The sequence below is a fragment of the Rheinheimera sp. UJ63 genome (assembly GCF_021568285.1).
GTDB classification, from domain to species: Bacteria; Pseudomonadota; Gammaproteobacteria; order Enterobacterales; family Alteromonadaceae; genus Alishewanella; species Alishewanella maricola.
The window spans coordinates 1139744-1156086 of record NZ_JAKGTQ010000001.1 but is presented as its reverse complement, the minus strand read 5'-3'; the positions used below and the strand labels follow the sequence as shown (position 1 = coordinate 1156086).

Annotated in this window: 12 protein-coding genes; 5 read left to right on the top strand and 7 right to left on the bottom strand. The window is 46.8% G+C overall.

Going from position 1 to position 16343, the window contains the following annotated elements:
* Window positions 1-258: 258 nt before the first annotated feature.
* On the bottom strand, window positions 259-3057 hold the full coding sequence (gene polA, locus L1N97_RS05325; protein ID WP_236129053.1) for a DNA polymerase I: 2799 nt from the start codon (window positions 3055-3057) through the stop codon (window positions 259-261).
* Window positions 3058-3621: 564 nt separating this feature from the next.
* Between polA and L1N97_RS05320 the strand changes: the two genes are divergently transcribed.
* Together L1N97_RS05320 and L1N97_RS05315 are read left to right on the top strand one after the other, a co-directional pair.
* Window positions 3622-4017 carry a c-type cytochrome gene (locus L1N97_RS05320; protein WP_229586258.1) on the top strand — a complete coding sequence of 132 codons (396 nt, stop codon included), beginning with the start codon at window positions 3622-3624 and terminating at the stop codon, window positions 4015-4017.
* 204 nt (window positions 4018-4221) lie between these two features.
* Window positions 4222-6093 carry a sensor domain-containing diguanylate cyclase gene (locus L1N97_RS05315; protein ID WP_236129052.1) on the top strand — a complete coding sequence of 624 codons (1872 nt, stop codon included), beginning with the start codon at window positions 4222-4224 and terminating at the stop codon, window positions 6091-6093.
* Between the two features lie 27 nt (window positions 6094-6120).
* Here the strand turns inward: L1N97_RS05315 and rep are convergent, their stop codons facing one another.
* Window positions 6121-8136: a DNA helicase Rep gene (gene rep / locus L1N97_RS05310; RefSeq protein ID WP_236129051.1), complete on the bottom strand. Its 2016-nt coding sequence runs from the start codon at window positions 8134-8136 to the stop codon at window positions 6121-6123.
* Between the two features lie 143 nt (window positions 8137-8279).
* Between rep and ubiK the strand changes: the two genes are divergently transcribed.
* A complete protein-coding gene (gene ubiK / locus L1N97_RS05305; protein WP_226750547.1) occupies window positions 8280-8567 on the top strand; it encodes a ubiquinone biosynthesis accessory factor UbiK in 288 nt (95 codons plus the stop codon).
* Window positions 8568-8599: 32 nt separating this feature from the next.
* Here ubiK and L1N97_RS05300 read toward each other — a convergent pair whose 3' ends face one another.
* The 5 genes from L1N97_RS05300 to L1N97_RS05280 form a co-directional block, all read right to left on the bottom strand.
* On the bottom strand, window positions 8600-9529 hold the full coding sequence (locus L1N97_RS05300) for an SPFH domain-containing protein (RefSeq protein ID WP_229584590.1): 930 nt from the start codon (window positions 9527-9529) through the stop codon (window positions 8600-8602).
* 33 nt (window positions 9530-9562) lie between these two features.
* On the bottom strand, window positions 9563-10015 hold the full coding sequence (locus L1N97_RS05295; RefSeq protein ID WP_229584591.1) for an NfeD family protein: 453 nt from the start codon (window positions 10013-10015) through the stop codon (window positions 9563-9565).
* A 93-nt stretch (window positions 10016-10108) separates the two neighbouring features.
* Window positions 10109-11185 carry a M20/M25/M40 family metallo-hydrolase gene (locus tag L1N97_RS05290; protein ID WP_236129050.1) on the bottom strand — a complete coding sequence of 359 codons (1077 nt, stop codon included), beginning with the start codon at window positions 11183-11185 and terminating at the stop codon, window positions 10109-10111.
* Between the two features lie 81 nt (window positions 11186-11266).
* Window positions 11267-11614, bottom strand: coding sequence for a RidA family protein (locus L1N97_RS05285; RefSeq protein WP_226750543.1), 348 nt, complete (start codon window positions 11612-11614; stop codon window positions 11267-11269).
* A gap of 133 nt (window positions 11615-11747) precedes the next feature.
* Window positions 11748-12530 (bottom strand): DUF2884 family protein, encoded by a 783-nt coding sequence (locus L1N97_RS05280; RefSeq protein ID WP_236129049.1) that lies wholly within the window; start codon window positions 12528-12530, stop codon window positions 11748-11750.
* A 287-nt stretch (window positions 12531-12817) separates the two neighbouring features.
* Here L1N97_RS05280 and L1N97_RS05275 point away from each other — a divergent pair, with 287 nt between their 5' ends.
* Complete coding sequence (locus L1N97_RS05275) at window positions 12818-14623, top strand: assimilatory sulfite reductase (NADPH) flavoprotein subunit (RefSeq protein WP_236129048.1); 1806 nt, start codon at window positions 12818-12820, stop codon at window positions 14621-14623.
* Window positions 14623-16341 (top strand): assimilatory sulfite reductase (NADPH) hemoprotein subunit, encoded by a 1719-nt coding sequence (cysI, locus tag L1N97_RS05270; protein WP_236129047.1) that lies wholly within the window; start codon window positions 14623-14625, stop codon window positions 16339-16341. The genes L1N97_RS05275 and cysI overlap by 1 nt, the downstream gene beginning before the upstream one ends.
* Window positions 16342-16343: the final 2 nt, after the last annotated feature.

The window sequence follows — 16343 nt, the reverse complement described above, 5'->3', positions numbered from 1 at the left end:
CATCATTCTGACTTTTGCAGCAAAAAAAACGCCCCGCTGCAAGCAGCGGGGCGGCTAATAAAGCCTACTTTCTGATCTTCAATAGTAAAAACATACTGAAGCGAAAGATAGAATATCTTACCTCTGTACCCTACAGCGCAAATTTTAGCTAATTTTTGCACTATTGCAAGCAAAAACTGTAATTAAACTACAAAACTATAAATGTAAGCGCTTGCTTTCGGGTTTATGTAATTAAATTACCTTTATTAACAACGAAATTTAATGTGCTTCATCCCAGTTTTTACCATAACCGGCTTCTGCTAAAAGTGGCACATCTAATGATGCGGCACTGGCTAGCAAGGTTTTTAACTCGGCAGCAACGCGCTCAACCTCCTGCTCTGCCACTTCAAACACCAATTCATCGTGCACCTGCATAATCATTTGCACAGCGTTGTTATCGTGTTGTTCCAACCACGCCGCCACCTTGATCATGGCTAATTTGATAATGTCGGCTGCGGTGCCTTGCATAGGGGCATTAATGGCCGCACGTTCGGCGCCTTTTTGGCGACCCATATTGCGGGCATTAATGTCAGGCAAATATAAGCGGCGACCAAACAGTGTTTCAACATAGCCTTGATCATGCGCTTGCTTTCGTGTGCGCTCCATATAATCCAGTACACCAGGGAAACGCTCAAAATAGCGGTCAACATAATGCTGTGCTTCATGGCGAGCAATACCCAGTTGTTTGGCTAAACCAAAAGCAGACATGCCATAAATGAGCCCAAAGTTGACGGCCTTGGCGCGGCGGCGCTGCTCGCTAGTCACTTCATCTAAGCTAATGGCAAACACTTCAGCAGCGGTAGCTTTATGCACATCAAGACCATTAGCAAAGGCATCCAGTAAGGCCTTATCTTGCGATAGGTGCGCCATAATACGTAATTCGATTTGCGAGTAATCGATGGCCAGGATGCATTTACCAGCAGGGGCAATAAAGGCTTGGCGGATGCGTCGGCCTTCTTCGGTACGGATCGGAATATTTTGTAAATTCGGTTCTGTAGAGCTCAAGCGACCGGTGGCGGCTACCGCCTGATGATAGGAGGTGTGCACGCGCCCCGTAGCGGGATTCACCATCTTCGGCAGTTTATCGGTATAAGTAGAGCGTAACTTACTTAAACCACGATGCTCAGTGATCAGTTTTGGAAAGTCATATTCTAAAGCAAGCTCAGCGAGCACTTCTTCGGCAGTCGACGGGGTGCCACTCGGTGTCTTTTTCAATACCGGTAACTTCATCTGCTCGAACAGGATCTCTTGCAGTTGTTTTGGCGAGGCCAGATTAAATTCTTTGCCTGCTGCATCGTAAGCCAAGTGTTCTAGCTCTTTAATACGGGCAGTTAACTGTTCACTTTGCTTGGCCAACAAGTTGCTATCAATCAGCACGCCGTGGCGCTCTATTGTCGACAAAATGTTCACTAAAGGCAGCTCGATCTCAGTAAACACTTTGACCAGTTCACGACTTTGTTGCAATTGTGGCCATAGCGTTTGATGCAGTTGCAGTGTCACATCGGCATCTTCAGCGGCATATTCTGCGGCTTGGGCAAGTTCAATTTGATTAAACGTCAGCTGCTTAGCCCCTTTACCGGCTAAATCAGTAAAGCTAATAGTGTTATGACCTAAATACTTCAGCGCAAGCGAATCCATATCGTGACGGCCCGCTACCGAGTTAAGCACATAAGATTCCAACATGGTATCAAAGCGGATACCCCGTAAGGTTAATTGATAACGCGCTAACACGCTTTGATCGTATTTTAAGTTTTGGCCAACCTTGGCTTTGTTGTCATCTTCCAGCCAAGGCTGCAGTTGTGCTAAAACCCACTGGCGATCGAGTTGCGCTGGCGCGCCTAAATAATCATGCGCTAAAGGCAGATACCATGCTTTTCCTGCTGCCGTGGCAAAAGATAAACCAACCAATTCCGCCTGCATATAATCTAAGCTGGTGGTTTCCGTATCAAAAGCGGTTAATTCTGCTTGGTTTATTTCTTGAAGCAATGCAGTAAATTGTTGTTCGGTCAGCACCGTTTGATACTGACTGCGATCAATCACTTGCCTGACGGGTTCATCGGTTGTGTGTTCTGTCGCTGTGTGAGTAGTTGTGGCATTTTCGAGTTGCTGCGACGTGCCCGCGGTGTTCGTGTCACTGTCACTGAGGATCTCGGCTAACCAGCGTTTAAATTCGCATTGTCGGTACAGCTCGCTTAGCTGTTGCTTGTCTGTGGGACGGATCTGTAAATCGGTGAGTTGATAGGGTAATTCGACATCACATTTAATCGTGGCCAGTTGGTAAGACAACGCCAGTTGTGCTTTATGTTCAGCCAACTTGGCAGCCATATTTTTGGCACCACGAAAGGTCAGTGTGGCAACTTGATCAAGCTGTTGATAAATGTGTTCAATTGAGCCCAGCCCTTGCAATAAGGCTGCGGCTGTTTTTTCACCTACGCCAGGCAGGCCAGGAATGTTATCAACTTTGTCGCCCATCAGCGCGAGATAATCGATAATCAACTCCGGACCGACGCCAAATTTCTCTTTAACCGAGATAGGGTCGAGCAACGTATTGTTCATCGTGTTAATTAGGGTGACATGTTCGTCTACCAGCTGCGCCATATCTTTGTCACCGGTTGAAATCAACGTATGACGCCCCGCAGCGCTAGCTTGACGGGCAATAGTACCGATAACATCATCAGCTTCTACGCCGCTAATACAAAGTAAAGGCAGACCCATGGCTTCGATGATCAGATGTAACGGGGCAATTTGGCTGCGTAGGTCATCAGGCATCGGCGGGCGATGTGCTTTGTACTCTTGATACATTTCATTACGAAACGTTGGGCCTTTCGCATCAAACACCACGGCCATTTCGCTGGGCTGATATTGTTTTAACAAGCTTTTAAGCATGTTCACCACACCATAAATAGCGCCAGTGGCTTCGCCTTTTGAATTGGTTAAGTGCGGTGGTGAATGATAAGCCCGAAATAAATAGGAGGATCCGTCAACCAAAATTAACGGGTTTTTGGGGATGTATACCATGATAATAATTCCTGCAAAGCTGATGCGTAATAGCATGCCACAGCCATCCCCCTACCACCAGCTGAACTGATTGACTTTGCTGCGCTAAAAAGAGAGTAAGCTGTGGATAACTTTGTGCAAAACCCATAGGAGAATGTCATCCTGCTTGAGGCAGAATGTTAATGGTAGTATTTTAAGTGTTTGTTTTTATTTAACTAAACGGGGAAACTGCAAGTGCCGTTATTCTTATTTTTTTGCATTGCGTAATGTGGAAAACGCTTTACTGCCTGGCCCGAATTCTTCCTGGGTGCCAAATATCCTCATCAAGCAGGTCGAACAGACTATCACAATAACCGGGTTTGCCTAGCCTCTTTTTTAAAAAATTTCGCTTTAAAAAAACCGTTTTGCTGCGCCTTTTGGCATAAAGCAATAAGCATAAGCCTTTGCGGCGGTGTCGCGGCTAAAAGTTTACACATGGCAATGCAATGCGCTGCACTAACAATCTGCCTAAGCTCTTCCGTTTCGGTTTAGATGCAGGCTATAATGCCAGCAATTACTTATGGCTTTCAGTATGGGATCAACACTATGAATAAATTGACAGTTGCAGTAAGTTTGCTGCTGATTACCATCGGCGTCCACGCGAGCGCAACCTCTGATGCCGACGCTATTGCAAAACGCATTGCGCCAGTAGGTCAGGTTTATGTTGCTGGTGCTACCCCAGCTGCGGCTGCCGCGGCAACAGGTCCACGCAGTGGCGAGCAAGTTTATCAATCTGCCTGTTTTGCCTGTCATGGCACGGGTGCACTTGATGCACCAAAACATCAATCTGCTGATTGGAAGCCGCGTTTAGAGCAAGGTTTTGATGTGTTATTAAAGCACTCTATTGAAGGCATTCGTAACATGCCCGCTAAAGGCACCTGTACCACTTGTTCTGATGATGAAATTGCTGCCGCCATTCGTTTTATGACGGATGGTGTATAAACAGTACCTGCGTTTTCGTTTTAAAAAAAAACCGCGCCAGTCGCGGTTTTTTTGTGCCGGTTGGACTAAACTTCTTTAACAGTATCCTTTGTATTTAATTAAACGAATTTGCTCTGTAGCTCTTCCATGTGTTTAAACTTTGTGCATAATAGCCCATTGTTATTATACATCTGACCAGTTTGTATTCGCTTCAGGATCGGAAGATTGACTAAACAACGAACGCTCCCATACCAATTAAAACAAGCGGGCAATAAAATCAGACGGCTGTTGCTGTTGATTGCTCGGCAAAAAGAAGCCTATACCATTCAGGGGGCCTTGTTGCAGCTGTCAGAATTGGCCAGCCATATTAGTGATATGGCCGATTTTTATCCGGCGATCCACAAAATGGTCTCTGAGCAGTTACACGCCGAAAACTTTTATGTAGTGCTTTATGATGCCGACACTGAGCGTTACCAACTGCAGTACTTCTCTGATGAAAAAGATCAACAACTCATTACTTCTATTCCAGACAATGCTTTCTCTCGTGGCTTAACCGGTTATGTGGCTCGCTACCAGCGGCCACTGTTATGTGATGAAGAAGAATTTGACGAATTAGTGAGAAGCGGCGAAATTGAATCACAAGGTTCACCTTCAGCGCACTGGATGGGCATCCCCTTATGCCGTGGTGATAAAATTATCGGCGTGATGGCGATCCAGTCTTATGACAGTCAGTATCGTTATAATGAGCAAGATTTAAAGCTGTTTAGCAGTATTGGCTCACACACTGTTATCGCTTTAGATCGAGTAAAGAGTCGCGAATTGCTAGAAAGTACCGTGAAAGAACGTACCTTGCAATTACAACAAACCAACGACTTTTTACAAAAAGAAATTAGAGAACGTATCCACGGTGAAAAGTTGCAGGCGGCGTTATATAAAATATCTGAGCTAACGGCCAGTAGCCAAGATATGCAAACGTTCTATAAAGCCATCCATAAAGTGCTTTGTAATTTTATGGCTGCAGAAAACTGTTACATTGCCTTACTCAACGCCGATGCGACGAAATTAACCTTTCCGTATTATGTTGATCAATTTAGCCCTGCGGCCTTTGACCGGCCACTAAGCCGAGGTTTCACCGAATATGTTATCCGCTGTGCTGAAGCGCGACTCATAAACCCTGAGCAAGCGGCAATACTGGTTGAGCAAGGTGAAATCCGCCGAGGTATGAGTGGTACCACTGAGCTAGAGAAAGCGGCTCGTCATTCGAGAAGTTGGCTCGGTGCACCGCTGAAGATGGACCAAAAAGTCATTGGGGTGGTTGCGGTTCAGTCTTATGTTGATGGTTATCATTATAGCGAGCAAGAGCTTACTATTTTACGTTTCGTTTCACAGCATATCGCGGTAGCGATCCAGCGTAAGCTTGCTGCGGAGAAACAAAAACAACATCAAGAAGAACTGGAACGTAAAGTCTTTGAAAGTACCCGCGAGTTGCGTCAAACCAACTTATTTTTACGCCTGCAAGTTGAAGAGCGGAAAAAAGCCGAGCAAAAATTGTTCTATGATGCGAATCATGATGTATTAACCGGGCTTGCCAATCGGCAGATGTTTCTGCAGCAACTAAAACAACAATTTTTATTAAATAAACGCCAACCGCAAACCGGGATGGCATTGCTGTTTTTAGATCTCGACCGTTTCAAATTGATCAACGATACCTTAGGCCATCATATTGGCGACGCGTTTTTAATTGAAAGTAGCAAACGTTTACTCAGTGCGATCCGCGAGCATGATGTAGCCGCACGCTTCGGCGGTGATGAGTTCGTGATTATGTTATTAAACTTGCAATCTGAGCAAGATGCCGAAGAAATTGCTCAGCGCATTATCGACAAATTCCGTCAGCCCTTTGTGTTAGAGAATAACAGTGTCAATTCGGGCATCAGTATTGGTATTGCGCCATTCAGTTCAGACTATCACCATGCCGATGCGATGTTACGCGACGCGGATGCCGCCATGTATCACGCCAAAGCATTAGGGCGTGGTCGCTATGTGACGTTTGAATCGGGTATGCGCGATCAAATGTTAAAAGCGCTAGGTGCCAATTAGCGCTAATTGAGCCGTGTGTTTATAGGGCTAATCTTTATTCAGCATTTGCCGCAAACGTGCAATATTCGATGCCGCAGTTTGCTGGCGCTGCTCTGCAGTTTTGGGTTGATTAGGCTGTTGCCATTCCAAATCGTCTTGTGGTAACTCGGTTAAAAAGCGGCTGGGCTCAGGCCGAATCACTTCTCCATATTGCCGACGCTCTCGCGCATAAGTGAAAATGAGCTCACGCTGTGCCCGAGTGATACCCACATAGGCTAAACGGCGTTCTTCTTCGACATTATCTTCATCAATACAGCTTTGATGCGGCAAAATGCCTTCTTCCATGCCCACCATAAACACATAAGGGAACTCTAAGCCTTTCGAAGCGTGCAACGTCAGCAATTGCACCTGATCGGCGTTATCTTCTTGTTCTTGCCGTTCTAGCATATCGCGTAAACATAATTTGCTAACGACTTCGCTCAAGGGCATCGGCGGTTCATCATCTTTGCCGTTGAGCATTTCGACAATCCAGCGGTACAGTTCATTGACGTTTTTCAGGGCCATTTCAGCTGCTTTAGGGCTGTTACTGCTTTCAAACAACCAAGCTTCATAGTGACTTTGCCGGATCAAATCACGAATGGCTTCGGCAGGCTCTGCTCGCACGGCATTATCGGCTAATTGATTAATCCAATCGGCAAATTGTTTTACGGCCTGAAAACTGCGTGCCGGTAAAGTATGGCTTAGCCCCGGATGGCAGCACGCTGCAAATAAACTGATGTGTTCTTGATTGGCCAGGTTACCAATTTTCTCCAAGGTGGCATGGCCTATTTCGCGACGCGGCACATTGATGATCCGCAGCAAGGCATTGTCATCATCTTGATTCACCAGCAAGCGCAGGTAGGCCATCACATCTTTAATTTCACTGCGTGAGAAAAAAGACGTGCCGCCAGAAATGCGATAGGGAATGCGGTTGGTCATTAGCGCTTTTTCAAATACCCGTGCTTGATGATTGCCACGATATAACAATGCATAATCGCGATAACGACTCCGGTTGGTAAAGCGATGCGAGATAATTTCGGCAATCACTTTTTCGGCTTCGTCTTCTTCATGCTTACAAGGTAAGACTTTCAGCGGCACACCATAGCCATTCACGCTAAACAGTTTTTTCTCAAACTCGTGCGGGTTATTGGCAATTAAGATATTGGCCGCTTTTAAAATGCGTTCTGCTGAGCGGTAGTTTTGCTCAAGTTTGATCACGTTTAATTCAGGAAAGTCTTTTTTCAATAACACCAAGTTTTGCGGCCGCGCACCGCGCCAAGAATAAATAGACTGGTCATCATCACCGACCACGGTAAAGCGGCGACGTTCGCCTACTAACCAGCGGACTAACTCATATTGGCTGGTGTTGGTATCTTGATATTCATCCACTAACAGATAGCGAATTTTCTGTTGCCAGCGCTCACGTGTTGCTACATCGTGTTGAAACAGCAAGGTTGGCAGCATAATTAAATCATCGAAATCACAGGCATTACAGGCCTTAAGCATGGTGCTGTATTGCTGATAATAATTGGCTAAACTGATGCTAGCGGCATCTTGCGCTTGTTGCACAGCCAACGCAGGTAAGGTTAAGTCGTTTTTCCAGTTAGAAATTTTGCTTTGCAGCGCTTTAATCTGCTCTTTATCGCCATTGTATTCGTTGGCGGTTAGCTCTTTGAGTAGCGCAAAGCTGTCTTGATCATCAAACAGGCTAAAATTAGCTTTGTAACCCAGCTGGCGATATTCTTTTTTAATAATATCTAAGCCAAGGGTGTGAAAGGTGGAAATAGTAAGGCCACGGGTCGCGCTTTTTGGCAATTGGGTGTTAATTCGCTCGCGCATTTCTCGTGCCGCTTTATTGGTGAAGGTCACGGCGGCAATATGACGAGCGGGTAATTCGCACTGCTGGATCAGATAGGCTATTTTATTAATAATAACGCGTGTTTTACCGCTACCCGCACCGGCTAATACTAGGCAGGGCCCGGAGATAAATTTTACTGCTGCGTCTTGCTGTGGATTTAACTTCATAGTGTTTGCCTGATCTGAGGAGCTGCATTGTAACCAATTTTTGCGGTAAATTTCATTCGCGTTCTGGTCAGAAGACCGTAGAATGGTTAGATACTATCACAGTGCAGCCTGAACCCTGGCTGCCTAGCGTAACGGAGAACCTGATGTTAGATCCGAAAAAAGTGGAAGATATTGCACGGCAAATTGGCAGTATTATCCCGCCACAATTAAAACAGTTTGCCGATGAATTAGAAGGCAAAGTAAAGCAAGTGCTGCAGGCAAAGCTGTCAGAGTTAGACTTTGTTAGCCGCGAAGAATTTGATGTGCAGCGCCAAGTGCTGTTGCGAACTCGCGAAAAAGTGGAAGCGATGGAACAGCAACTGGCCGCGTTATTAGCTGAGAAAACCCAAGATTTCAGTAAAAACGCCTTACCCAGCTCTGATCAAGAATAAATGATGAGCGGGCAGTTTACTGCCCGCCATGGTTATTTTTGGACGGTTTTTAAAATTTCAGTTAAACCCGCCACTGCACCACCAATGTTCGCCAGTTCAACCGGCACGATCATGCTGTTGTTGGTTTTAGCCAGGTTGCCGAACTCTTTCACATACTGCTCGGCCACGCGTAAATTTACCGCGTTTTGACCACCCGGTTGATTGATGGCCTCAGCAATTTGTCGAATACCCTCAGCGGTGGCAATAGCGATTAATTCAATTTCTTTTGCTCGACCTTCGGCCTCGTTGATTTGTCGAGTTTTATCGGCTTCCGACAGGTTGATCACTTCCTGCTTTTGACCTTCAGACACGTTAATCATCGCTTGGCGTTCACCTTCAGACTTGGCAATCGCAGCACGGCGTTCACGCTCGGCGCGCATTTGTTGCTCTAGCGCGTCTTTGATACTGACTGGCAATTCAATATCGGCTATTTCATAACGCAACACTTTAACACCCCAAGGCGCTGCGGCATCATCCAGGGCGCGTACCACTTCTTCGTTAATTTTGGCTCGCTCTTCAAAGGTTTTGTCTAAATCGGTTTGGCCGATCACAGAACGCATGGTGGTTTGCGCTAATTGTGACGCAGCATAGCGATAATCGTTAATACCATAACTGGCTTTATGCGGGTCGATAACCTGTATATATAAAATACCGTCGATGCCGACCTGAATGTTATCTTTGGTCACGCAGGTTTGACGAGGCACATCGATCACTTCTTCTTTTAACGTGTGGGTGTAGGCAACTTTATCGATAAAGGGGATCAAAATATGAAAGCCCGAGTCTAAGGTGCGTGAATATTTCCCTAAGCGCTCAATCACCACATTGCTTCGTTGCGGCACGACTCTGGCAGACTTCAGTATGGTGATCACTACCGCAATCGCAAAGCCTAGGGTTAATACCGTTTGAATATCTAGTTGTTCCATAACACTCTCCTACGATTAATACGTGCTGTAAAGTTAAGACGACTGTGGCTTATTGGCCGCGACTTCGAGGTGGATGCCTTTATTGGCAATTACCCAAGCCACATCCCCGGCTTTTAATGTGTCGTTAGAATGCGCATCCCATTGCACGCCATTTAACACCACACGACCTTGGCCTTGTTGAAAATCCAATAAAACCGTAACGCGATCGCCGATATCTTGGCTCAGCGAGCTGGGTTGCGTCTCGCTATCAGCGGTAAAGCCGACAAACCAGCTTTTAAAGCGGCCTCGTGCGGTGAAGAGCAACAGCAGGCTGACCAGACCAAACACGCTGTATTGCATGCTGGCTGATTCAATGAGCCCAAAGTGCAATAAAATACCGACGACGATAGCGGCTAAACCGAGGAATACCGCGACAATGCTGGTTGCCAATAACTCTGTTAAAATCAGTACCACACCAATAATGATCCAAATCATTGCTGTACTCATTTTTTTCTCCTATTTGACGGCCATTTCGTACTGATGCGGCTGCCCGAAAACGTGATAGTAACTGTATATTTACATTTTATTATTAGCAAGTATTTACTCGATTTGCACTGCTAATTGTTGATCAAGTATTAATATAAAATGCAATACGGTTTCAACGACTTGATGATAAAACGCCAAATCTACTTTGTCGGCGGTGTCGCGCGGGCTGTGGTAATCGGGATGGTCGGCTACCCCAAAGTACATAAAGGGTACCTGTTGCTGATGAAACACGCCGTGATCAGAGCTAAGGGTCCAATCTGCCGTGTTACCTGCCAGATACCAAGGGCGATCATGGGCGGGCAGTAATTTCACTGCGCTGCGAGTTTGTAACTGTTCAACTAGCGGTAATAGCCAAGGGTGATGATAAGTGCCAACGGCATACAATAATTGGTGGGTATCACGGCTTAACATATCAATATTAATGTTAAAGGCCAGATCGGCAGGTTGTAACAAGCCGGTACGAAATAGCGCTACCGCACCTTGTAAACCTTTTTCTTCACTGTCTAAAGCAATAAACAATACCGGATGACGCAAAGGATGAGCCGTTAAATAGCGTGCCAGCTCAAGCATGGCGGCCACACCCGAGGCATTGTCATCGGCGCCAAAGTAAATGTCGTCGCCGTGCATCCCTAAGTGATCATAATGTGCGGTGATCACCAGTGGCTTAAGGTTAGCTGCGGTGCCGGGTAATAAACCGATAACATTTGCCGCATTATCTACGCCGGGGATAGTGGAAGACGCACCACGCAGCCAACGACGCCAAGAAAAATGTTCTGCCACGCTGTAAGGGTGCAAATAACCGTCGGTTCCGGCGGCGGTTAAACCGATTTCGGCAAATTGCTCGGCAATCCATAAACGGGCAGCAATACCACCCGGTGTGCCCGGTGCTCGACCCTGACGCTCAGCAGCGGCTAACCAGCTTACATCGGCCAGTAAACGATCGGGATTTAAACGGTTTAAAGTGGGTTCAGCGACAAAGGTTGGTGTGATAACACGGATCCGTTCGGCTTCGCGTTCTGTGAGTTGATTAAGCCAAAAGGGCCAAGCCCATTGATACAATGCCCAGCCGAACAAGATGAAAATAGCGGGCAACCACAGTCGTTTTTTGTGTAGCAACGTCTTTACAGCCATGTGTCAATCTTTCCTTAATACATTACAGCAGCGCAGTCTTGCTGAGTGCAACAAGCCTGCTGCTCAGCGGTTAACTTCAGATTATTGTGCAGCGGTGATTTTAATTTCTATTTTCCAATGCGGATCCGCTAATTTTGCCGCTACCGTTGCCCGTGCTGGAGCACAGCCTGGGCTGAGCCATTGCTCCCATACCGCATTCATTGCCGCATAATCCGCAAAGTCAGTTAAATAGATAGTGGTATCAACCAGTTTATCCTTGCTGCTTTGACAGCGCGCTAACAAGGCATCAACTTGGCTTAACACGTTTTGGGTTTGCAGCGTAATATCATTACTGTCGGTGTCTGGCACCATGCCAGCACAAAACACTAAACCATTCACAATGACTGCTTCAGAATAACGACTAGCAGGATCAATACGTTGTATGCTCATAATCACTCCAAACAAATAGTGCAGCAGGCATTGCTGCTTATTAAAGCTGAATTATGCAGGCTATTGTGCGGGATGGCAAAAAGGGCGTACGGCAACAGAGTTGCGTACGCCAAGCTCGCGGTTAGGATGGGGGTTATTCTGCTTTTTCGTTATGCAATGTCACCAGCGTAAAGGGCTGCATTGCCGGTAACTGTTGCTGTAATTGGCGCTCTAATTGCTGTAACTGTTCAAGCTCTGCACACAAGGTTGCGGCTTGCTCTTCTAGCGCTAGGGCTTTGCCTTGCATGTTTTGCTCGAGTTGCTCACCCATGGTTTCCATACGCTCGCCAAAAGCATTCATGCGATCTTCAAATGAGCCACTACCACTTAACATGCTCTTGCCAACATGCATTAACATATTGCCCATCAGTTGCTGCACCATATCTTCCATGGCCGCATCAAACTCTGGCCCAAAGGCTTGGTCCAGTTGCTCTAGCTTGCTGCCATTCAATAGCAAGGTATCGCCTTGTTGTCTTACCACTAAGTCTAAGCTTTGGCGAAGATGCGCAAAAGCCGGTTGCAGTGCGCTTTGTTCCATGTCTGATTGGCCAGTCAACCCTGCAAACGTTTGCTCTAAGGCGCTGGTGGCTAACTGCAAAGCGTTGTTAACTAAATTCAGCGTACTGAAAGCTTGCTGGCGAACACTTTGCTGATATTGCTGTAATAGCGCCGCAGTACTGGCATCGGTAGGGTGTAATTGCTCGGCAAGCCACAATTGGCCTGAGTTTGAAATACGCCACAGCGGCTGCTCTTCAGCTTGCAGGCTGACATCTTGCGCTGTAATGCGTAAATCATGCTTTAACGTTAAATGACAATTTTCTGCTGCACTGAGTTGCCCAACAAAAAAGACACAGCAAATAAGTAATAAGGTTTTCATGATCAGTCCTTGGTTGTATTTCAATCACGCTGAGTAGTTTGCAAAGCCAATGCCAACTGCACATTATTGAATTTAATAGCTTTAATTTTTAATGTGGCAGTTGTGACTGCTTAGTGTTGGCATGAAATACTATTTTTTGGCGAATTAGACCACATTGTTTTTAAGGGGTTTTGGTCAGCATGAGTGGTTTTTAATTACTAATTGGCATAAAGAAGAGAGATCCATTCTTTTACCTGAGTGACTTTAGCTGGCTAAAATAATCATCTAGATTTTTTGCAGGATATTTTATGCTTTTATCGTCTCTTGTTGCCCAAGCTAGCCCGTTGTCTGAGCAGCAAATTATTGAGTTGCAAGCTTTGCTGGTGAAATTGAATCCGATCCAACAAGCGTGGGTGAGTGGTTATTTAGCGGCCAGTGCCCAGTTAGCGGGGCAGACGTTAGCCGCACCCAGCGCCGCCACCAGTGCTGCCGCGCCAAGCTTAACGGTATTGTTTGGCTCACAAACGGGTAATGCCAAACATGTTGCGGAGGATATTGCAGCCGCAGCAACGGCCAAGGGGTTCGCGGTAAAAGTACAAGACTTGGCCGAGTATAAAAATACCAGCTTGAAAAATGAACGCTTGTTGGTGGTGGTCACCTCAACTTATGGTGAGGGCGAACCGCCCGAAAATGCCATCAGCTTTTATAATTTTCTCTTTAGCAAAAAAGCGCCTGCGCTGCCTGAATTGCGCTATGCCGTATTAGGCTTAGGTGATACCAGCTATGAATTCTTCTGTAAAACGGCGCAAGACTTTGATGAGCGTTTCGCGGCATTAGGCGCAAAAGCGCTGATTGCCCGTGCTGATTTAGATGTCGACTACGCTGAGCAAGCCGCGCAATGGCAACAGCAGCTGATAAAAGCACTGGAGCCCGAATTGGCTCAGGTAAGCAGTGCGCTAGCGGTGGATTTGACGAGTGTAGCTGCGCCAGCGGCAGTCAGTAGCTATAACAAGCAGCAACCCTTTAGTGCGGAGTTGTATACCAACCAAAAAATCACGGGTCGAGACTCGACTAAAGATGTGCGGCATATCGAAATTTCTTTAGCCGGTTCAGGTTTAACTTATCAACCCGGTGATGCCTTAGGGGTCTATTTCCGTAACGATCCGTTGTTAGTGCGCGAGTTGTTATTGCTCACCGGCATTGCCAGTAATACGCCGGTGCAGTTAGCCGAGCTGCAGCTACCGATAGCCGAGGCCTTGATTGAACACCTAGAGCTAACGCAATCGTATCCGGGGTTTGTTAGCCGTTATGCCACGGCTATCGGCCATGCCGAATTACAAACCTTGGCGGCTGACAAAGTGGCGTTGCGACAGTATTTAGCCGATCGGCAAATTATCGACATCGTGCGTGATTACCCAGGTTTATTAAATGCCCAGCAATTGGTGGATGCGTTACGTAAGCAGCAGCCACGTTTGTATTCAATTGCCTCGTCTCAAGCTGAAGTGGAAGACGAAGTACATCTTACGGTGGGAGTGGTGCGTTATAACGCCTTTAATCTGCCGCATCTCGGTGGCGCATCAGGCTTTTTGGCTGAGCGTCTAGCGGAAGGTGAGCAGATTAAGGTGTTCGTTGAGCATAATAACAATTTCCGTTTACCCGAAAATGACGACACCCCGATCATCATGATTGGCCCCGGTACCGGTATTGCGCCGTTCCGTGCCTTTTTACAAGAACGTGATGCTCGTGGCGCCAGTGGTAAAAACTGGTTGTTCTTCGGTAATCCGCATTTTACCCAAGATTTTCTCTATCAGGTTGAGCTACAAAACTATTTGAAACAAGGTTTGCTGAACAAGTTAGACGTGGCCTTTAGCCGCGATACGGCTGAAAAAATTTATGTACAACATAAGTTAATGCAGCAAGCTGCGACAGTGTGGCAATGGTTAGAGCAAGGGGCGCATCTGTATATTTGTGGTGATGGTAATCGCATGGCGAAAGACGTACACCAAGCTTTGCTGAGCATCATTCAGCAACAGGGCGGCAAAGATGAAAAAGCGGCCCAACACTATTTAGACCAATTACGGGTTGCTAAGCGTTATCAGAAGGATGTGTATTAATGAGCCAATATCCAATCAAGCCAGAATTTGTCGCCCAAGGTAAGCTGTCTGACAACGAACGCTTAAAAGCCGAAAGTGAGCATTTACGCGGCACCATTACCACGGACTTAAAAGATGAAATCACCGGCGGTTTTACCGGCGATAACTTCATGCTGATCCGTTTTCATGGCATGTATCAGCAAGATGACCGCGATATCCGCGCTGAACGCGCGGCACAAAAATTAGAACCGCTGCACAATGTGATGCTGCGTGCGCGCATGCCAGGTGGCATTATTACGCCAACGCAGTGGCTTGCCATCGACAAATTTGCAACGGATAAAACGCTGTACGGCAGTATTCGTTTAACCACACGCCAAACCTTTCAATTTCATGGTGTATTAAAGCCACACGTGAAACCGATGCACCAGTTTTTAAGCAGTATCGGTATCGATTCCATTGCCACTGCGGGCGATGTTAACCGTAACGTGCTGTGTACCTCTAATCCGGTAGAAAGTGAGCTACATCAACAGGCCTATCAATGGGCGGTGCAGATCAGTGAGCATTTACTGCCGAAAACTCGCGCCTATGCCGAAATTTGGTTAGACGAAGAAAAAGTGGAAACCACTGAAACCGAGCCGGTGTTAGGTGAACACTATTTACCGCGTAAATTTAAAACCACCGTGGTGATCCCACCGCATAACGACGTGGATTTACACGCCAATGATCTTAACTTTGTGGCGATTGCCGAGCAGGGCAAATTAATTGGTTTTAACGTGCTGGTTGGCGGTGGTTTAGCCATGACCTTTGGTGACACGGCAACCTATCCACGCCAAGCCGAAGAGCTGGGTTTTATAGGCCTTGAGCACGTATTAAAAGTGGCCGAGCATGTGGTTACGGTGCAGCGTGATTATGGTGATCGGGTGAACCGCAAAACGGCCAAAACCAAGTACACCATTGACCGCATCGGCTTAGATAACTTCCGCGCTGAAGTAGAACAGCGCGTAGGTGTCCGTTTTGCGCCGCTGAAGCCTTATCAGTTTACCACACGCGGTGATCGTTTCGGCTGGGTAGAAGGCATAGATGGTCAACATCACTTAACGCTGTTTATTGAAAACGGCCGTATCTTAGATTTTCCGAACAAACCGTTAAAAACCGGTTTAGCCAAAATTGCCCAGATCCATCAGGGCGATTTTCGGATGACCGCCAATCAAAATTTAATTGTTGCAGGGGTGCCGGCCAGTCAAAAAGCGCAAATTGAGCAGTTAGCCCGTGAGCACGGTTTAATTGACGATAGCCACAGTGAGCAACGCAAAAACTCCATGGCGTGTGTGTCTTTTCCAACCTGCCCGTTAGCCATGGCAGAGGCCGAGCGCTACTTACCTGAATTAGTGACCAAGGTCGAGGGCTTACTCACTAAGCATCAAATCAGCGACGATCATATTGTCTTGCGGGTAACCGGCTGCCCGAATGGCTGTGGTCGGGCCATGCTGGCCGAAGTGGGGCTGGTAGGCCGCGCGCCAGGTAAATACAACTTGTATCTGGGGGGAAACCGCATTGGTACGCGTATTCCAAAACTGTTATTGGATAACGTCGCCGAAGCCGAGATCCTCGATACGCTGGATCAACTGATTGGCCGCTGGAGTCAAGAGCGGCAAAGCGGTGAGTGCTTTGGTGATTTTGTGATCCGCGTTGGTGTGGTCGCAGCAGTCAAAGTATCAAAAACGGATTTTCACGCGTAAAA